Annotated in this window: 17 protein-coding genes; 10 read left to right on the top strand and 7 right to left on the bottom strand. The window is 65.9% G+C overall.

The features are described from left to right. Nucleotides 1-42: 42 nt before the first annotated feature. From JWN03_RS11290 to JWN03_RS11270, 5 genes are all read right to left on the bottom strand, one after another. Nucleotides 43-1,188 carry a hypothetical protein gene (locus tag JWN03_RS11290; RefSeq protein WP_297613612.1) on the bottom strand — a complete coding sequence of 382 codons (1,146 nt, stop codon included), beginning with the start codon at nt 1,186-1,188 and terminating at the stop codon, nt 43-45. Further along, nucleotides 1,185-2,405, bottom strand: coding sequence for a glycosyltransferase 87 family protein (locus JWN03_RS11285; RefSeq protein ID WP_297613611.1), 1,221 nt, complete (start codon nt 2,403-2,405; stop codon nt 1,185-1,187). Before JWN03_RS11285 ends, JWN03_RS11290 begins: the two co-directional genes overlap by 4 nt. A 272-nt stretch (nt 2,406-2,677) precedes the next feature. After that, entirely contained in the window at nt 2,678-3,862 is a 1,185-nt protein-coding gene (locus JWN03_RS11280; RefSeq protein WP_297613609.1) for a S1 family peptidase, read from the bottom strand. Between the two features lie 287 nt (nt 3,863-4,149). Next, a complete protein-coding gene (locus JWN03_RS11275) occupies nt 4,150-5,931 on the bottom strand; it encodes a gamma-glutamyltransferase family protein (RefSeq protein WP_297613607.1) in 1,782 nt (593 codons plus the stop codon). 11 nt (nt 5,932-5,942) lie between these two features. Next, a complete protein-coding gene (locus JWN03_RS11270) occupies nt 5,943-7,304 on the bottom strand; it encodes a flavin monoamine oxidase family protein (RefSeq protein WP_297613605.1) in 1,362 nt (453 codons plus the stop codon). A gap of 55 nt (nt 7,305-7,359) precedes the next feature. Between JWN03_RS11270 and JWN03_RS11265 the strand changes: the two genes are divergently transcribed. The 6 genes from JWN03_RS11265 to JWN03_RS11240 all read left to right on the top strand — a co-directional run bounded on the left by JWN03_RS11265 (nt 7,360) and on the right by JWN03_RS11240 (nt 13,882). Then, nucleotides 7,360-7,974 carry a TetR/AcrR family transcriptional regulator gene (locus JWN03_RS11265; RefSeq protein WP_297613603.1) on the top strand — a complete coding sequence of 205 codons (615 nt, stop codon included), beginning with the start codon at nt 7,360-7,362 and terminating at the stop codon, nt 7,972-7,974. A gap of 89 nt (nt 7,975-8,063) precedes the next feature. Then, nucleotides 8,064-9,200 (top strand): family 1 glycosylhydrolase, encoded by a 1,137-nt coding sequence (locus tag JWN03_RS11260; RefSeq protein WP_297613601.1) that lies wholly within the window; start codon nt 8,064-8,066, stop codon nt 9,198-9,200. A gap of 15 nt (nt 9,201-9,215) precedes the next feature. Further along, nucleotides 9,216-9,788, top strand: coding sequence for a TetR/AcrR family transcriptional regulator (locus JWN03_RS11255; RefSeq protein ID WP_297613599.1), 573 nt, complete (start codon nt 9,216-9,218; stop codon nt 9,786-9,788). Between the two features lie 121 nt (nt 9,789-9,909). Further along, nucleotides 9,910-11,757, top strand: a complete 1,848-nt coding sequence (locus JWN03_RS11250; protein WP_297613597.1) for a GDSL-type esterase/lipase family protein — start codon at nt 9,910-9,912, stop codon at nt 11,755-11,757. Beyond that, nucleotides 11,754-12,899 carry an alpha/beta hydrolase gene (locus JWN03_RS11245; protein ID WP_297613596.1) on the top strand — a complete coding sequence of 382 codons (1,146 nt, stop codon included), beginning with the start codon at nt 11,754-11,756 and terminating at the stop codon, nt 12,897-12,899. Before JWN03_RS11250 ends, JWN03_RS11245 begins: the two co-directional genes overlap by 4 nt. Further along, complete coding sequence (locus JWN03_RS11240; protein WP_297613594.1) at nt 12,896-13,882, top strand: alpha/beta hydrolase; 987 nt, start codon at nt 12,896-12,898, stop codon at nt 13,880-13,882. The genes JWN03_RS11245 and JWN03_RS11240 overlap by 4 nt, the downstream gene beginning before the upstream one ends. A 42-nt stretch (nt 13,883-13,924) precedes the next feature. Here JWN03_RS11240 and JWN03_RS11235 read toward each other — a convergent pair whose 3' ends face one another. Further along, nucleotides 13,925-14,551: a peptide deformylase gene (locus JWN03_RS11235; protein ID WP_297613591.1), complete on the bottom strand. Its 627-nt coding sequence runs from the start codon at nt 14,549-14,551 to the stop codon at nt 13,925-13,927. Between the two features lie 171 nt (nt 14,552-14,722). Here JWN03_RS11235 and JWN03_RS11230 point away from each other — a divergent pair, with 171 nt between their 5' ends. The 4 genes from JWN03_RS11230 (at nt 14,723) to JWN03_RS11215 (ending at nt 17,805) form a co-directional block, all read left to right on the top strand. Further along, nucleotides 14,723-15,013, top strand: a complete 291-nt coding sequence (locus JWN03_RS11230) for a hypothetical protein (protein WP_297613590.1) — start codon at nt 14,723-14,725, stop codon at nt 15,011-15,013. Nucleotides 15,014-15,081: 68 nt separating this feature from the next. Next, complete coding sequence (locus tag JWN03_RS11225; RefSeq protein WP_297613588.1) at nt 15,082-16,716, top strand: adenylate/guanylate cyclase domain-containing protein; 1,635 nt, start codon at nt 15,082-15,084, stop codon at nt 16,714-16,716. Next, nucleotides 16,713-17,381, top strand: a complete 669-nt coding sequence (locus JWN03_RS11220; protein WP_297613586.1) for a Crp/Fnr family transcriptional regulator — start codon at nt 16,713-16,715, stop codon at nt 17,379-17,381. Before JWN03_RS11225 ends, JWN03_RS11220 begins: the two co-directional genes overlap by 4 nt. 73 nt (nt 17,382-17,454) lie before the next feature. Continuing rightward, a complete protein-coding gene (locus JWN03_RS11215) occupies nt 17,455-17,805 on the top strand; it encodes a hypothetical protein (protein WP_297613584.1) in 351 nt (116 codons plus the stop codon). Nucleotides 17,806-17,812: 7 nt separating this feature from the next. Here the strand turns inward: JWN03_RS11215 and JWN03_RS11210 are convergent, their stop codons facing one another. Further along, nucleotides 17,813-18,298, bottom strand: a complete 486-nt coding sequence (locus JWN03_RS11210) for a GNAT family N-acetyltransferase (protein ID WP_297613582.1) — start codon at nt 18,296-18,298, stop codon at nt 17,813-17,815. Nucleotides 18,299-18,580 lie beyond the last annotated feature (282 nt).

Genomic DNA, 18,580 nt, shown 5'->3' with positions numbered 1-18,580 from the left:
GTCAGTATGCCCGTCGTTTCATCCCCGTGCTCACCCCTGCGGTTACATGAACGAGGATTCCTTTGTGAGGCCGAGGGATTCGTCGCCGCCGGTGATGATGGGCTGGCAGTTGCCGTAGCCGATGGCGCCGGAGGAGTCGGTCACGCGGATGACGGTGTCGCGGATTTGGTGGAGTCGGCGGGCGGCCTCGTGGGTGGAGCAGTCGGGGATGCGTTCGCCGTCCAGGTGGAGTTGGGGGCCGCGCCAGGATCCGTGGTGCTGACCGTCGAAGCCGAAGTAGAGGCCGGCGCCGAGGTGGAAACCGGTGTCGGACAGCGTTTCCAGGGTGAGGACGCGTTCCTTGCCGTCCTCCGTCGTGGCGAGGATCTCGCCGCCGCGCAGACGGCGGTTCACCGGGTCGAAGGTCAGGTCGGGAACCAGGTCCTTCCACTTCTCGAACCAGGTGTCGTGCTCCACCCCGCCCATGACGGTTTTGCTGAAATAGCCGTCCATTTGGATGATTTGGTAGTGCAGGTGCAAGCCGTAGCGGGAGCCGTCGGGGCGGGTCATCAGGATCGGCGCCCAGATCATTCGGAAGGAGACCTCCGGCGGCAGGTCCATCGATTCGACATCGGTGAGCGGGGCTCCGACGTCGTAGCGGACGCCCCAGGAATGGTCTCTGGTCGAGACCCAGTCGTCGAAATCGGTACGTACGCCGTCGATGCTCACCCAGCCGGAGGCGGTGCCGATCTGGTGGTAGCGCACCAGATCCGACATCACGCGGTAGCCGCGCCGCATATGGGTGCGGTCCTCCAGCTGCGCGGGCAGGGCTGCTTCGAACAGCCAGTCGAAAGCGATGGGCTGGCAGTCGTTCTCGTCGAGACGGAATCGAATCTTCTTCAGCGGCTCGACGATCTCGTAGTGGATCGGCCCGATCGAGGTCAGCTCCGGTTCGGGCGCCAGTGTCCGGCTGCCGCGTACGGTGATCTGCTCGACGCCCTGCGAGATGCCCGCGTACGCGTCGAGCACATTGCGATTCTTGTACTGCCCCAGGCCGAAACCGAGCTGCCGCGAACCGTCCGGCGCGCACGCCATCGCGCACACCTTCTCGGTCCAGGCCAGGTCACTGGTGGCTACCGTGGCGACGGTATCGGCGATCTGATGATTGAAGCCTTCATCGCCGGGGCCGAGCGGTCCGATCGGATTCATCCACTGGACTTAACGCACCCGGCGGGCAGCCGTGAAGTATCGGTCCCGGCCAGCGGACTCCGCGCGATCACGAAGCCGTAGACGAGTACGGCGATGTACACGAGGACATGGGAGTTCTCCAGGATCGGCTCGCTGTGCCAGGGCTTGGGCAGCAGGAAAATGCCGACGGACACATAGTTCTCGCCCCAGTGGTACGCCCACGCGCCGGTCGAGACGAACAGCAGCGCGGCCGCGATCCACCAGCGCGGGTTCGACTGGGCGCGATGCACCAGGTGCACCAGCAGCGGCACGAACCACACCCAGTGGTGACCCCAGGAGAACGGGGATACCGCGCAGGCGGTCATACCCGCGATGGTCACGGCCAGTAGCCGCTCACCACGGCGGTGCAGCGCGGCGGTGAGCGCCAGGCTCGCGATGACGACGATGCCGGTCAGCACGACCCACAACCACAGTGGAGCCGCACCGTCGGTCAGGTGTGCGAGCAGACCGCGAATCGATTGATTCGCCGGATTGGTATCGGGCGCAATGCGATCGGACTGGAAGAACGTCGAGAACCAGTACTGGCGGGAATCCTCGGGCAGGAAGATCCAGGCCACCGCGATGGACCCGAGCAATGCGCCGGTGGCCACGCAGGCTGAACGCCATTGGCGCAGAGCGAGATACTGCGCGATGAAATAGGCCGGGACGAGTTTGATCCCCGCGGCCACACCGACGCCGATGCCTCGCAGTCGGCTGTCGTCGGCGCGCGAGAAGTCCCAGAGCACCAGCAGCATGAGCACCAGGTTGATCTGGCCGTAGAACAGGGTGGTGCGCACCGGCTCGAGGAAGAGGCACGTAATCGCAAGCAGCGCACTGATACCCGCTAGTCGGCCGGTCATACGGTAACCGAGAGTGCGCCAGCACAGCAGCACACAGCCATAGAGCACCGCCGCATTCAGCACCAGCGAGGAATAGGTGAGCCAGGTCCAGGGCACCACGACAATCGGCAGAAATACCAGCGCCGAGAACGGCGTGTAGGTATACAGCAACCCGAAGAAGGTCGACTCCGTATACAGCGGCCGGCCCTGCAATACCCGGTCCCCGCCGTCCCGGTAGACGTGCGCGTCCAACCCTCCGGCAAGAATCCCGCCCGAGTCGTTCAACCACGGATCTACCGTGGCGAACACCAGCACCAGGGCGACCACCGCGCTTACCGACAGCACCAAAACTGTTGACACCGAACATTCGAACTCCCGTAACCCCACTCTCCACACGGGTCTTTACCCTACGTAAAGAACTCGCCCCGTCATGACCCCGAAACTCGGGGTGTCGCGGAAATCCGCCCCTCGCGCGTATCGAATATCACAGCGAGAGGCCAGATTTGGCGAGTGACCCCCAATGTTCTGATAGTGCAGGGGGTCCCACGGTGACGTGGGACATCATGGTGCCGACGGCCGGGGCCGTGGTGTTCCGCGGCGATACTCATGCGCCCTATACAGCTGTATCGGCCTCAGCTGGTGCGGATCCGCAGGCCCGGATTCTCCGCGAGGATATCGGCGGCCGATTGGGCGGTCATGGTTACCTGCGGCACCAACGGTAGTAGCTGTGCGATGAACGGGGCGATCTGCTCGAGACGTTCCGGGCCGATCTGCTGCAGGATGCGGCCGAGATCGATCGGAAGTGTGGGCGAGCCCGGGGTGCCGAGCACTCCCGGCTTGTCATCGGAGAATCCCGGTTCGCTGCTCACGCCGCCCTCGCTCACGAGGCCCATTGCCAGAGTTCCGGAGATGAGCGCGCCGCCACTGTCGCCGGGCAGGGCAAGTGCGGTGTGCTGGAATCGGATCGGTGGCCGCAATGGATCGGGCTGATCCACGGCGGTGATCACGCCGCAGGTGAATCCCGTGGTGACACCCGACTTACACACCGGAGCGCCCACAACCGGAACCCCGACGCCGGTCACGGCGATCGCGGCGGCGCCGACCGGCCCCCGAACCAGATTGTTGTCGAACGAGTTCCGCGCAGCGTCATCCAATCGGACAATCGAATAATCACGTATTCCGTCGACGACCGACCTCTCGAAGGAACCGAGAAATTCGCCGAGCTTGCGGCCGGACAACAGCTGATATGCCTTCTGATCGCTGATGTTCGGCTCGTCTGCGAGCGCGAGCAAATTACAGTGCCCGGCGGTGAGCGCGACCGAACTGCCATCACCAGCCACGCCATTGAACGCCCAGGAGCACAGGCTGCCCTTCTGATTCGAAACCAGCGGCGCCCCCTCCGGTCGCGCGATAGCGATATAGCCGTCACCGCCCGCGCTCTCGCCGAGGTCAGCAGCGTCCGAAAGCCCGGAAAGCCGCTGGTCGATCCGGTCCGCACGCGGATCCCACTGCGCCACATCGGCATCGGCCGACAGGAAACCGGCCTGCCGCGCCGCGATTCGGACGTCATCATGGCCGGGCGCCACTGACACCACCCCCTGGCCGTCAGCATCGAGCCGGATTCCGCTCAGCGCCCCGGGAGACTGCCGGTTCTGCTCCGCCGCGAAGGAACCCAGCCGTTGAGCCAGGTCGGCACGGCGCAGATACTCCAGTGGCGGCAGTCCCAGATCCCGGCCGACCGCCGTACGCAGCGCTGCGGGCAAACCCGCATCCGGCACAGCCTCCCGGCCCGCCGAGCCGACCGCCGGCGTGGACAAAAGCAGAGTGAACAGAGCTAGGACCGCACTGTGACACATCATGTTTTTGACCTTCACAAGTACGAAAGTACTGCGACCCAGTTCGAGTAGGGGTCATTTACCGAGTCGGTCCGGTGCCGAAGCTGCGTAGCCGTCAGTGGGTTGGGAGGAAGTCGGTGAGGTGGAGATCCGGGCGGGCGTGGTCGAGGCCGGCCACGATCATCAGGAGCCTGGTCACGGCGACAAGCGCCGCTAGAACCATGGTGCGCATAGCAAAAACTCTCTTCGATCGTGTTCGGTGACGATGCTCAGCGACCGGCCGCATAGCCTTGCATCCCACGCGGATTGGCGGCTGCCGACAGCACGCCTGTCGCGGGGTCGCGGGCGACAGCGCACATGCGACCTTCCGACCACGGTTCGCCCACGGTGATCCGGTGGCCGCGACGGCGCAGATCGGCGAGGATTTCGACGCCGACCCGCGATTCCATGGTCACCCCACCGGGATTCATCGCATGCGGATAGAACGAGCCCGGGAAACTGTCCTGATGCCAGTTCGGCGCATCGATGGCGCCCTGCAGATCCCAACCGCCGCGGACCTTTCCGCCGAGGGCGGCAGCGAGGAAGAAATGCAGGCTCCACTGGTCCTGCTGATCGCCACCCGGGGTGCCGAACGCCAGTACCGGCTCGCCATCCCGCAGTGCCAGAGATGGGCTGAGCGTGGTCCGCGGGCGTCGGCCGGGCACAAGCGAATTCGGCAGGCCGGGCTCCAGCCAGGCCATCTGCAAGCGGGTGCCCAGGGGGAATCCCAGCTCGGGGACAACGGGATTCGACTGCAACCAGCCACCGCTCGGCGTGGCGGCGACCATATTGCCCCAGCGGTCCACAACGTCGAGGTGGCAGGTATCGCCGCGGGTAGCGCCCGTCCTGGCGACGGTGGGTTCTCCGGCACCCAGTGGAATATCTTGCAGTGCAGCAGAATCCACATGTTCACCCAACATGGGCAACCGACCGTCCGGAGTGCCGGGCCGCAGCCGGTAGGACGCCTCCTCGCCGATCAACGCACGACGTGCGGTGTTGTAGTCCGGAGAAAGTAGCGCGTCCATCGCAATGTCCGCACTATCGCCGTACCATGCCTCGCGGTCCGCCATCGCGAGCTTCGAGCCCTCGATCAGGGTATGGAAGTAGTCGGCCGTGCCGTAGTCCAGCTCTTCGGGCAACAGGGCGAGTTGTTGCAGGAATACCGGGCCCTGGCTCCACAGCCCGGCCTTCGCAATCGTCCAGCCGTTCCAGGTGTAGGTGGCCGGATCCTCGTACGTCGCACGGTAGTTCGCCAGATCGGCACCGGTGAGCGTGCCCGCGTGCCGTGTGCCCGAGGTATCCATGGCGGGCCGTGCGGCGCTGGCGACCAGCGCCTCGGCAATGAACCCTTCCCGCCACACCCGCCGCGCGGCCGCTATCTGAGCATCGCGGTCCGCACCGACGGCCTCGGCCTCGGCGATCACTCGCCGCCAGGTCTGCGCCAGTACCGGATTCTTCAGCAATTCACCTGGCGCAGGCGGCTTTCCAGCGGGCAGGTACACCGGCACCGACGTGGTCCACTCGGCCTCGAACAGGTTCTGCATCGCCGATATCGTGGACCCGACATCCTCCAGCACGGGGTGCCCCTGCTCGGCATATCCGATGGCGTAGGCCAGCACCTCGGCCAGCCGCTTCGTACCGTGGTCACGCAGCAGCAGCATCCAGGCATCGAACGCACCCGGCACCGCCGCGGCGAGCGGCCCGGTGCCCGGCACCATCTCCAGCCCCAGGGCGGTGTAGTGCTCGATTGTCGCGCCCGCCGGCGCAGGTCCCTGCCCGCACAGCACTTTTGGTGGTTGTCCGGCCGGTGCGAGAATGATCGGCACCTCACCGGCCGGCCCGTTCAAATGCGGCTCGACGACGTGCAGCACGAACGCCCCGGCCACGGCGGCATCGAAGGCATTGCCGCCGTCCTCCAGCACCGCCATCGAGGTCGCCGAGACCAGCCAGTGGGTGGACGACACCATGCCGAACGTGCCCTGCAATGTAGGACGTGTAGTGAATGTACCCATCTTCCGACCCTTCAGATGACGCTGTTCTGCTCGATGATTTCCTGGGCGGCACGGTGTCCGGATTCGATCGCGCCGTCGATGTACCCGGCCCAGCGGGTCGCGGTTTCGGTGCCGGCCCAGTGCAGCGGGCCGACCGGGCGGCGCAGTTCGGAACCGAAGCGGGTCAACGTCATCGGGGTCGCGAAGGCTCCGTAACAGCCTCTACTGTAGGTTTCGGCAGCCCAGTCCTGCTCGATGTAGTGCACCGGATTACGTGCTTTGGGTCCGAAGTAGGCTGCCAGATCGTCAATGACCAAGTCGCGCCGCTCTTTCGGCGTCAGACGCGCGGCGGCCTGCGCGTGACCGGCTTCGAGGAAGCCCACCAGGACAGCGGGTTCGGCGTCCGGCGGGCCGGCGTCGAAGACGGTGCCGAGCGGGCGGCGATCGCTATTGGCCTGCCCGGACAGTCCCTGCGTGCGCCAGAAGGGCTCGTCGTAGACCACATTGATCTTGATCGTCCAGCCCATCGGCAAACGCTGCAGCAGCTGGGCGCGCTCGGAGGGCAGGTCCGGAGCGAATCGAATCCGGGACACCAGCGGCGGCGGGACCGCGATGATCGCGCGCCGCGCGCGAAACTGCCGATTACCCACTCGCACACGGACTTCGGTATCGCTCCACTCGATCTCCGACACCGGAGCGTCGAGAATGACGCGATCACCCAATTCCTCGGCGACTGCGATCGACAATCCCTGCGTACCGCCGATCACCCGATCCTGCTGCGCGCCGCCGGTGGTATTGATCAGCGAGTCGATGCCACCGCCGGAATGAATGTAGAACTGCGCCCACAGCGCTGACATGTCCTCCGGCTCCGCGCACCACACCGCATTGGTGACGAGGCGGAAGAACGCACGACCGGTGGCGGTATGCATATGTTTCCGCAGCCAGGTGCCGAAGGTCTGACCGTCGAGCTCGGCGGCATCGGGCGCGGTCCACGGCGAATCCAGCGGTACTCGGCGCGCGGCGCGATCGAGTCGCAGCTGCGCGAGCCCGATATCGGCCAGCGCCAGTGGATTCAGCCGGGGAATGCGCCCCTGATAGCGGGTGACCCGGCCACCGAATTCTCCGATGTGCTCGCCGCTGTCGTGAGTCGGGAAGGTGGAGAACCCGAGCTCGTCGATCAATGCCAGCACTCGATCCTGGCCCGGCCCGACCCACATGCCTCCGGCTTCGACATACGAGTCGCTGTCCGGCACCTCGACATTGAGCGTGCGCCCGCCGACCCGGTCCCGGGCCTCGAGCACCACCACATCACGCCCGGCCGCGGTGAGCGCGCGTGCGGCCGCCAGCCCGGCCGCGCCGGCTCCGACCACGATGACATCCCTGAGATCAATCATTCATATACACCTTGCATTTCAAATACACGATGTATGTGAGAGTACTATTGCCGGTGTGGCTGTCAAGGGACTACGCGCGGAATACGCCGAAGCGACACGATCTGCCCTGCTCGACGCAGGTCGCCGATTGTTCATCGAACGGCGCTACGCCGACTTGTCCGCCGAGGAGATCGCCCGCGCCGCCCGCCTCACGCGCGGAGCGCTGTACCACCACTTCGGGGGCAAGCAGGGATTGTTCGAAGCCGTCTTCGAGCAGATCGAAGAGGAATTGACCGGCCGCCTGACCGGCGAGCTCACCGAAGACGACGCCTGGCACAACGCACTCCAGGCGCTGGACGCGTTCCTCGACGAATGCACCAGCGTGCCGTACCAGCGCATCGTCCTGCAGGAAGGACCGGTCGCCCTGGGCTGGGACCGCTGGCGCGAACTCGACGAGCGCCACATGCTCGGCCTGGTGCGCAATGTGGTCGAGGAGCTCACCGAAGCCGGCATCTTCCAGCCCCGCGCGACCGACCTCGTCGTCCGCGCCATCTACGGGCTTCTCACCGAAATGGCCTGGGGTATCGCCGAGGCCGCCGATGGCGATCAAGCGCGCCGCGATGCGGGACAGATCGCCCTCGACATGATCGGCGCCCTGCGCCGGAGTACACCGGAAACCTCGAAAACCTAGTACCCTTCAATTTTGAGTCACAGCTTCGACGCAAGCGCCTGGAGGATCGACCCGGATACCGGATCGATATAACGAAAGGACGGCGACTTATGGTATGGGACAAGGGTTTTCGGTGGGGCGTGGCCGGTTCGGCCTTCCAGTCCGAGGGCGATATGCCGCCCTGCAACTGGCAGATCTACCTGGACGACGGCAAACATGCGGATCTCGAGCCCTATCACCAGGCCGTCGACTTCCGGCACCGCTACCTCGAGGACATCGCGCTCGCCCAGGACCTCGGCGCGAAGGTCTTCCGGTTCGGCGTGAACTGGGCCCGGGTGGAGCCCGAACGCGGACGGCGGTCCGACGAAGGCTGGGCCTTCTACCGTGATGTGGTCGCCGCGATCCGCGAGGCCGGGATGGAGCCCATGCCGACGCTGGATCACTTCGTCTATCCCACCTGGATTCTCGACGACGGCGGCTGGGTGGCGGCCTCGACCGTCGACCATTTCCTCGGCTATGTGGAGACCGCGGTGCACGAGCTCGGCTCGTGCCCTTGGTGGTTGGTGTTCAACGAGCCCGCGGTGAACGTTCTCATGGACACCCGAATGCGCGCGCTGACGCCGGAGCAGAGTACGGCCATGGCCGCCAATATCGTTGCGGCGCACAAGCGGGCATACGCGGCGATCAAGTTCGCTCAGCCGGACGCCGCGGTATCGAGCAACGAGGCCACCGGAAATCTTCCTGAGGCCCTGCGGGTTTCGGCCGATGCTGCCTTCTTGGACCAGGTAGCGGACGGGTATCTCGATTTCCTGGGACTGGACATCTACTACCCGGATATCGATGCCGAGGGCATGCAGCAGCTGGCGCTGGGCACGCCGTGGAACATCCCCCAGCCGCCGGACGGAATCGGTTCCATCGCAGGCTATTACGCCGCGAAGCACCCCGGAATCCCCATCTTCGTCATCGAATCGGGCATGCCTACGGATAACGGAGCACCCCGCGCCGACGGGCTGACCCGCAGCCGGCAGCTGCTCAATGTCGTGGACTCCATCAGCCGGGCGCGCGACCGCGGCGTCCCCATTGTCGGCATGCTCTACTGGAGCCTCACCGACAACTACGAATGGGGCAGCTACCGACCACGTTTCGGGCTGTACTCGGTGGATGCCGCGAGCGATTCGACCCTGCGGCGCGTTCCGACCGACGCGGTGGAAACCTTCCGCAAGGTGATATCGACGAGCAACTGGTGAGTTAGGTTTCTATCCATGCCACCCGGAGCACGCCGCGGTCCCTACGCCAAGGGGCTCGCTCGGCGTGCGGAAATTCTGCAGGCGGCGCTGGCGGCGTACGGCGCGGCGGACAACCAGCAGCCCTCGCTCAAGCAGATCGCCGACTCACTCGGCATGACCGAGGCCGGGATCCTGCACTATTTCGACAGCAAGGACCACATGCTGGTGGCCGTGCTGGAGGCACGCGACGAGGTCGCACGGAAGTCCTTCGACCTGACGACCTGGGACGGGATCTTCGCCGCCATCCAGCGCACCTACGAAACCCCGGGCGAGGTCAAGCTTTTCGTCGATATGTCGGTCGCGGCCGCCGACCCGAATCACCCCGCGCACGCATTTCTGGCCCGCCGCGACGCCGCGCTGCGCGATCTGCTGCGCATCGTGCTGGGGCAGGGCGACGACGAGGACGATTGGCTGCCGCGCATACTGGTCGCTGCGGTCGACGGCCTGCAGTTGCGGTGGCTTCGCGATCCGGACATCGACGTCGTGGCGGATATGGAACAGCTCGCCGCGGCCTTGGCGCCCGACCGCACGGCGCGCTCGGCCCAATGAAAACCTAGTGCTCTTTAGTTTTCAAGCGTACGCTTTGACTCAGACCAGGTCTTGCCCAGAACCGTCACCTCCGGACCGACGGGTTCTACAGCCCGTCCCGACTTTCGAGTGAGGGAACGCTATGACCAATTCGGTGGCAATTCAGACCGGCCCGCTGCAGGGCATCCCATCCCGTGTCGTCGAACTCGTGGCCGCCGCGGGTCTCACCCCCGGTCTGTTGTTCGAAGGCTTCGGCGTCGGCCCGGACGCCGAGTCCGGCCTCATCGCACAGACCCTCGGCCTGTCCGAGGAGCAGCTCGAAACTATTCGCACCGTACTGCGCGACGGGTTGCGGACCACCGCGGCGAAGATGACAGCCGAGCCCGAATTCGCCGCCGCCCTCGACCGGCTGCCCTTCGCCGCAGGTCAGACCGTGGTCGTCGCCGGCGACTCGCTGACCGCTGCCGCGTACAGCTGGGCGAACCTGCTCGGGACCATCCTGGCCGAACGTGGTGTGCGTCTGGTCAACCGCGCGGTGAGCGGGCGCACCAGTACCGAGACCATTCCCGCCTTCAAGGCCACGCTCGCGCTCGACCCGGACTGGGTGATCATCATGCTGGGCGCGAATGACGCACGGCGGGAAGGGACTACGGCCGCCGTACGGATGACCTCCGCGGGCGAAACCGCACGCAATCTGGCCGAGCTGGAACGCATGGCGGCCGAGCAGTCACGCGCGAAGGTGATCGTGATCCCGTCCTTCCCGGTCGTCGATCCCGCAGCTGTCGAGGCCAACCGGGCCGAGGGCAACTTCTGGTACCCGGAGGATCTGGTGGCGAGCCGCCGGGCCGTGCTGGCCGCGGTTCCGGGCGCGCTGGATGTCTTCTCCGGTCTGGAGGTCGGCCCGGGTTACTGGTCGGAGGACGGCGTGCATCCGTCCGAGGCGGGACAGCAGCAGCTGTTGCGGGCCATCGTCGCGGCACTGGGCACCATCGATGCGCGGGTGTCCCGACCGCGCGCCAATCCACCGGCGAGTTTCCCGCTCGGCCCGTTCACGCCCTACACCGGCAATCCGATCCTGGAACCGACAGGCGACGGCTGGCAGTCGGGCAACCTCTACAACCCGGCAGCCATTGTGATCGACGACCGGGTAGCGCTGCTCTACCGCGGGCACGCGGCGGACAAGGTGTCGCACATCGGAATCGCCTTCAGCGACGACGGAATTCATTTCGAGCGCGAAAGTGAGCCGCTGCTCTCACCGGAATTCGACTACGAGCGCCAGGGCTGTGAGGATCCGCGCATCACCCGGATCGGCGACACCTACTACCTCACCTACACGGGCCACAGCGGCGATTACACCGGCGGTCCGACCGGGCCGAGCTCGCTACTGTGCCTGGCGACCTCGACCGATCTGCGTACCTGGACAAAGCACGGTCCACTGTTCCCCGACTTCAACACCTGGGGCACGCTGCCTTACGGGCCCGAAATCCCTTGGAACAAGGCCGGTGTCATCCACGCCGAACCGATCGACGGCAAGTACTACATGTATTTCGGCGAGGGCTGCATCTACTACGCCACCTCCGAGGACCTGCTGCAGTGGACGCCGTGCCCGCAGGACGAGCCGATTCACACTCCGACGCCGGGCAATTGGGATGGAACCCTGGTGGAGATCGGCGCACCGCCGGTCACCACTGCCGACGGGCTCATGGTGTTCCTCACCAACTCGGCCGCCGCGACCTCTCCGCAGGATGTCGACTACCGCTGCGGGCAGATCGCCATCGCGCCCAGCGATCCGACCCGGGTGATCGCCAAGACCACCCAGCCGTGGCTGCGCCCGGAATCGTTCGAGGACACCCATGGAATGGTCGCCAATGTCACCTTCGTCGAAGGGCTGGTTCACTTCCGGGGCAGGTGGTTCGCCTACTACGGGCAGAGCGATACCACGCTGGCCGTAGCTATCTATGATCCGGCGGTCGACAGCTTCCGGTCATGAGCGTGCTGGTCGGCATCGTCCTCGGACTCACGCTGGCCGTTGCGGCGGTCGTTGCGCTGCTCTGCCTGGGGGCCTTCGTCAGCCGGTCGGGGTTCCCCGGCGCGGTGGCGGTCCTCGTAATGCCTACGTTCGCACCGCATTTCGTGCTTGTCGGAGTATGCGCCGCAGGTATCGGGTGGTGGTCGCATACGCGGCATCCAGCCATCGGTGCGGTGCTGCTGGTACTCGGCGGCGTGGGCGCGGTGGGTTCGGCGGTGGTGACGGCGGCGCTGCTGCGGACCGTGCGTACCGCCGGTGGATCGGTGAATCCATTGCGGTCCTTCGCAATCCGTCCCATGACCGGCGCGGCGGATGACACCGAGACGTACGCGACCGTCGATGGGCAGGATCTGAACGTCGAAATCTATCGTCCCTCCGGTGATGGCGTGCCGGTGCTGTTCTACATCCACGGCGGCGGGTTCACCGGCGATACGCGCCTGCCGGCCACCATGCGGTGGTTCGCCGATCACGGCTGGCTGGTGATCCGCCCGGAATACCGTCTGGCCCAGCCGGATCGGCCGACCTGGGACACGGCGTCCGCCGATGTGGCTCGTGCGTACGCGTGGGCCGCCGAACATGCCGGGGCGCTGGGCGGAGACAGCGAGCGAACGATCGTCATGGGGGAATCGGCCGGTGGGAACCTCGCGCTGATCCTTGCGTACCGGCTCGCCTCCGGGAAAGATTTTGCGGTAGACCACCTTCCGATACCACTCGCGGTTGTCGCGAACTATCCGGTGGTCAGCCCGCAGGCGGCTCTGGTCAATCATATTCTGCATATCGACAAGGACATCGAGCAGTACATCGGCGGGCTACCGGCGCGGTTTCCGGAGCGCTACGCCGTCGTCGACTGCTCGTCCTATCTCACACCGCAGGCGCCGCCGACACTCATCCTGCAGGGCACCCGGGACAGTCTGGTGCCACCCGAATCGGTGTACGACTTCGTGACCTCCGCCGAGCAGGCCGGTATCGACGTCACCCTCGTGAGAGTGCCGTTCGCCAACCACTTCTACGACGGCTTGGCCGCCGGATCGCTCGGCTTCCATGCCTTGACGACGATCACTCACCGATATCTGACCGCTTCGCGCCACCGGAGCCGGTCATGACTCGCCCGAACGTCACCGCCGCCGCGCTACGGGCGGCCGAGTTGGTGCTCGGCCTGTTGCCGTTCTCCACCCGGGTGGCAGTGGTCAAGCGCGCATTCGAGATCGATCCGTTCACGCCGCCCGGCAACCTGGCCGAATACGCCGCGAAAGTCCATGTGCTCGAGGGGCAAAGCTTTCCGGTCACGGATGCACCGGCCGCCTCGGTCGACATCCATCGTCCGAAGGGCTCGGCCGGTGACCGGCAGCCCATTGTGCTGTGGATTCACGGCGGCGGATTCATCGCCGGGAGCAGTGGCGCGGTCGGCCCATACGCGACCATGCTGGCCGCCCAGGGGTTTGTGGTCGCGAGCCTGGAGTATTCACTCGCCCCAGGCCTGCACTACCCGGTGCCGGTGCGCCAGGCCAATGCCGCGCTGCATCACCTGCGTGCGCATGCGGCCGAATTCGGCGGCGACCCGAGCCGGATCTTCGTCGGGGGCGATTCCGCCGGAGCTCAACTTGCCAGTCAGACCGCCGCCGTCGAGACGAATCCCGGCCTCGCCGACATCATGAACCTGACTGCCGCGGTCGGCCCTCGAGCTCTCCGCGGCGTCATTCTGTGTTGCGGCCCTTACGATATGACCACCGTGGCGACATCCGGTTTCTTCGCACTGAACACGTTCATGGCAGCGTATGTCGGACAACGGAATTGGCTGGAATTCCGCCAATTGGACCAACTCTCCACAGTGCGGCACATAACAGCCGACTATCCGCCCACGCTCATCACAGTCGGCGATCGCGACCACTTCGCAAGCCAGTCCCACGAATTGGTGTCCGCCCTCGACCGGCGGTCCGTTCCGACCACCCCCGTCTTCTACGAGAACATGGGCCTGGACCACGAATACCAGTATCGCTTCAACCTCCCCCAGGCCACCACGTTCTTCGACGCCGCCGTCGATTTCCTGCACCGGCACAGCACAATTCGAAACCCGGCCCCGCACTGACGATGGTGACCGACGCGGCGGGGCCGCCGGATATCAACCTGGTCAGGGCAGCGGAAACCCCAGCGCCTGTGCGGCTTCCGCGGGTGTGGGCTGCGCCCACCGCTGCTGCAGGTTCTCGTTGGTGCTCACCGATCGGGTCCGGGCCTTGTCGATGTACACGATGCCCGCGAGATGGTCGGTCTCGTGCTGGAAGATGCGGGCGGGCCAACCGGTCAGCTGCTGCATGTGGCGGGTGCCGTCCAGATCCTCATATGTCGCACAAACAGATTCGGGTCGACTCACCACCGCTTGGTATCCGGGCATGCTCAGGCACCCTTCGTAGAATCCGACCTCGGCGCCCTCGGCGGTATACGCGGGATTGATAATGGTGAACTCCGGCAGGGGCCGCCGCCCACGCGCCACCGCCACCTCCTCCGCCACACCCGCCGGATCCCCGAGCACCGCCACCCGTAGCGGAATACCGATCTGCGGCGCTGCGACACCCACTCCTGGAGCCGACCGCATCGTGGCGAACAGAATCTCTACCAACTCCCCCAGCAATTCCGTCCCCACCTGCCCGTCCACCGCCTCCGCCACCCGCCGCAACACCGGATCACCCATCTGCACCAGCGGCGCCGGCCCACCTCGATACGCAGCAACCAATTCAGCCACCAACTCCGCAGTCTCCATACGGGCCATTATCGATGTATCGATACAGGTCGGGAGCAGGCCGGCCCGTTGTGTAAGCGCGGATACACAGTGAGTGTTGTCGCGGTGGCAGAACTCTTCTCCCAATGAGCCCAATATTGGTGTCAGACCGAACGCCAGCCGAACGGCAAGCGAAAACACTTGGAGAACAACATGATCAGTGCATTCCGCCGGACCGCCGCCACGCTCTCCGCACTCGCCATTATCGGCGGAGCCGGAGCCGGAATCGCCAGTGCGGCTACGCCCGATACAGCCGGGCCGGTACAGACTTCGGTAACGACCGGTGCTCGCACCTGGTTCGAGCCGTCGTGCGAGTGGGACAGGGGCTTCGACTGGCATTACTACCACTACTGCGACACCCACTACTGGCATGGCGGCCACTTCAACGACTGGCAGCGGTTCGACCACGACAACCACGGCTACGACTACGACCGGCATCGCTGAACCAACTCCGTCCTGCGGTGGCGCCGCGAGCATTTCGACAGATGAGGTCCGCTGAGTAGGGTTCAGTGGTGTCGAAAGTGAGCGTGCTCACCTGGGCCGCGGCGATCACCCTTCCCGCGGCCGGGCTGTGGTTGCTGCTGTCGCATCCGAAGTTCGACGCCCACTACGAACACCATCCGCAGCACTTCTGGCTGGTACTGGCCGCGGCGACCCTGGCAATGACGCTGGGCATCATCCTGTTCCGCGCCGCACGAACCCGCCGCGATGTGCGACTCATCCTGGTGTCGTTGATGTTCCAGTTCGCGGCGGGATTTCTGGGCCTGCACGCGATCACCACGCCGGGCGTCATTATCAAAATGCCCAATGCCGGATTCGTGTACGCGGTTCCGGTCGGGCTGACCCTGGGTGGATTCGCCGCGCTGGCCTCGGCGATCGAATACGGTCCCGTCGCCGCGGCCCGGCTGAACCGGCTGGTGTGGTTGCTATCGGCATTGCCGGTGGTGGCGCTGGTGGTGTGGGCGGCGTTCTCGCTCACCGGATTACCGCCGTTCGACGGAATGCCCAGTGCCACTGAGACATCGCGGCCCCTGGTCATCGTCGCCTATGCGGGTTCGCTGTCCTATCTGGGTGCGGTGATCGCCTACGCTCGCCAGTTCTATCGCCGGCGCGGATTGCTTTTGCTCAGCGTGCTGACCGCATTCGTGCTGCTCATCGAGGCACTGCTGGCGGTCGGCTACGGGCGCAGCTGGCAGGCGTCCTGGTGGGAATGGCATGTGCTGATGGTGGCCGCCTTCGCGCTGATCGCACTGAGCAGTCACGCGCAATTCCGGCGGGAGGGCTCGGCACTGGGCCTGTTCGACAGCGTCACGCTGAACCAGACCATGGCCGCACTGGAGCGCGACTACAGCCGGGCGCTCACCGAGATGGCGGAGGTATTGCGACAGCGCGCGGTCGGCGGCGTGCCGGCGAATCAGCCACTCGGCTCGGTCGGTGTCGAATTGTCGAAACGGTTCGGGCTCACCGAACGTCAGTTCGCCGTGCTGGAGCAGAATGCCCGGCTGTATCGGCAGTTGGATGAGCTGTTCCGCTCGTACATGTCCCCACAGGTCGCCACCGCATTGCTCGCCAATCCGGCGGAGGCCGATCTGGGCGGCCGGATCTCCGAGGTCAGCGTGCTGATGGCGGATCTGAGCGGGTTCACGCCCTTTGCCGAGCACACCGATCCCGCGCTGGTAGTGCAGATGCTGAACACGTACTACGGGGCCATCGTGCCGGTCATCCTGGGCGAGGGTGGTGTGGTGGTGCAGTTCGTCGGCGATGCGGTGATGGCGGTGTTCAATGTGCCCATCGCGCAACCCGATCACGCGCTGCGCGCCGCCCGGGCCGGGCTGGTACTCCAGCAAGCTGTCGCGCAGATCGCGGCGGGCCGGCCGGATTGGCCGCGGTTCCGAGTCGGGGTCAATACCGGACCGGCTCTGGTCGGCAATATCGGTGCGGCACAGATGCGCAACTACACCGCGATCGGCGACACCACCAATACCGCGGCGCGGCTGCAGGGCGTGGCCCAGCCCGGTGACGTGGTGATCGGGCCGCTCACTCGGACCCAGCTCGGTTCCCGGGCGCTCGTGCAGCCGTTGCACGCGATCTCGGTGAAGGGCCGGCGTGAGCCGGTAACCTGCTTCGTCCTGCGGGGCCTGCATTGACCACCGACTTCACACTGCTGCGCAGTCTCGATCCCGCCGAACGCCGCGAGGTCCTCGCCTCCTGCATCCCCCGCCGCTTCAAACGCCGTGAAATCCTGTGCCACGAGGGTGATCCCGGCGACTGCCTGCATCTGATCCAATCCGGGCTGCTACTGATCCGGGTCGCGACCCCGCTCGGCTACACCGCCACCCTGACCATGATCGGCCCCGGCGATTCGTTCGGCGAACTGGCGGTACTCAGCCCCGATGCCAAACGAACCGCGACCGTGGAGGCGGCGGAGAATGCCGAGACACTCACCCTGAGCCGGGCTCAGCTCGAGGTGCTGCGCGCCGCCAATCCCGGCATCGACCGCATGCTCACCGCCACCCTGGTCGAACAGGTGCGGCGACTGTCGGCGAATGTGCTGGAGGCGCTCTATCTTCCGGTCGAGGCGCGAGTGGTGCGCCGACTGGCCAACCTCGCTCGCATCTACGGCGGACCCGCGCCGATCGCCGAAATCCGGCTTACCCAGGACGATCTGGCGTCGATGGCCGGCACCACCCGGGTCACCGCCAACCGGGTGCTACGCGATCTGGAACAGCGCGGCATCGTCGCGCTGCGGCGCGGGCGGATCATCGTCACCGATCGCGCCGGGCTGCTGGCCGCGGCCAACTCCCAGCACTAATCCGAATCCCCCTATCCGCAGCCCATTTTCGGACCACAATCGTGATGTTCCAGGAAACTCCCAGGAGGACACCATGATTCGCAAGATCGCAGCGGCAGCGGCCATCACCACCTCACTCCTCGGGGCCGGCGCAGGCATGGCGCAGGCCGAAACTCCAGCAGTCGAACCCGTTGCCGTGCAGCCGGTCGCCGCTGGAATGACGCAATCACTCGTCGGCGAGCAGGTCGGCACGGTGGTCGGGACGGTCATCGGCGTCGGTGTGGGCGCAGTCGTGGGCGGCGCCATCGGGTGCGTCGTCGTGGTACCCGTCTGCCCCGCCACCACGATCATCGGCATCGGTATCGGCGGTGTTGCGGGCGGCGCCCTCGGCGCCACCCTCGGCGCCGGCGCCGGCGCAGCTCTCGGCGCACAGATCCCGGGTTAGCACATCGCTAGAGGGCCCGGGCCAAGAGGAGGTCATCGATATATCGTCCGTCGACGAAGAATTCGCCGTGAAGTGTGCCTTCGAGGGCAAAGCCGGACTTTTCGTAGAGGCGGCGGGCCTCGTCGTTGGTCGCCAGCACGTGGAGGGTCAGGCGGGTTGCACCCTGCCGCCGGGCCTCTGCCATCGCCGCTGTCAACATCGCACGACCGATTCCGTTATTGCGAGCGGATTCGTCCACGGCAAGGCCCTGAATCTGGCGTACATGCGCGGCACTCGGCACCGGAATCGGTTGAACCAGGCGAAGATAGGCGACAACACGGTCCTCGAGTTCGGCGACAAGATAGTCCTCGGGTCGACTCGCCTCGTGGAAGAACTGCGCTCCGCGAGGCGGGCGTGGGGTGATCTCGCTCGCCGGCGACCACGTACCCCAGTTCAGGTCGGCCAGGGCGGGCTCGTCCTCTGCCCGGGCCTTGCGGATGATCACCTCGGTCATACCACCAGCCTGCTCTATGAATCCGGACTTCACATAACGTCGCCGAGATCATCTATCGCAGAGCGTGTTCTACACCCGCACCGTAGTGGTCGGAGCCCGCTGCGGCTCAGTGCGCTTCTTCCGGCTGAGTAGTGGTGGTACCGAGATCTGCGACGGCGGTGGCGGATTCGAGAACTATCTCGCGGATGGCGGCCTCGGCGCCCGCGCCGTCGCCGCCACGGATCGCGGCGGCGGCGGCCACGTGCAGTTGGACGGCGCCGGGGTCGGCGTGCTCGGGCATGA

This window comes from Nocardia sp., assembly GCF_025465275.1.
In the GTDB taxonomy this organism is placed as follows: Bacteria; Actinomycetota; Actinomycetes; order Mycobacteriales; family Mycobacteriaceae; genus Nocardia.
Note: the sequence above shows the minus strand (reverse complement) of the source record. Positions and strands in the feature narration are given on the sequence as shown.

Bases quoted from the DNA above. Each gene is read 5' to 3' on its own strand.
- JWN03_RS11210 (WP_297613582.1), bottom strand. From the start codon at position 18,298: ATGACCGAGGTGATCATCCGCAAGGCCCGGGCAGAGGACGAGCCCGCC.
- JWN03_RS11245 (WP_297613596.1), top strand. From the start codon at position 11,754: ATGAGCGTGCTGGTCGGCATCGTCCTCGGACTCACGCTGGCCGTTGCG.
- JWN03_RS11270 (WP_297613605.1), bottom strand. From the start codon at position 7,304: ATGATTGATCTCAGGGATGTCATCGTGGTCGGAGCCGGCGCGGCCGGG.
- JWN03_RS11230 (WP_297613590.1), top strand. From the start codon at position 14,723: ATGATCAGTGCATTCCGCCGGACCGCCGCCACGCTCTCCGCACTCGCC.
- JWN03_RS11260 (WP_297613601.1), top strand. From the start codon at position 8,064: ATGGTATGGGACAAGGGTTTTCGGTGGGGCGTGGCCGGTTCGGCCTTC.
- JWN03_RS11275 (WP_297613607.1), bottom strand. From the start codon at position 5,931: ATGGGTACATTCACTACACGTCCTACATTGCAGGGCACGTTCGGCATG.
- JWN03_RS11290 (WP_297613612.1), bottom strand. From the start codon at position 1,188: ATGAATCCGATCGGACCGCTCGGCCCCGGCGATGAAGGCTTCAATCAT.
- JWN03_RS11240 (WP_297613594.1), top strand. From the start codon at position 12,896: ATGACTCGCCCGAACGTCACCGCCGCCGCGCTACGGGCGGCCGAGTTG.
- JWN03_RS11215 (WP_297613584.1), top strand. From the start codon at position 17,455: ATGATTCGCAAGATCGCAGCGGCAGCGGCCATCACCACCTCACTCCTC.
- JWN03_RS11250 (WP_297613597.1), top strand. From the start codon at position 9,910: ATGACCAATTCGGTGGCAATTCAGACCGGCCCGCTGCAGGGCATCCCA.
- JWN03_RS11235 (WP_297613591.1), bottom strand. From the start codon at position 14,551: ATGGAGACTGCGGAGTTGGTGGCTGAATTGGTTGCTGCGTATCGAGGT.
- JWN03_RS11255 (WP_297613599.1), top strand. From the start codon at position 9,216: ATGCCACCCGGAGCACGCCGCGGTCCCTACGCCAAGGGGCTCGCTCGG.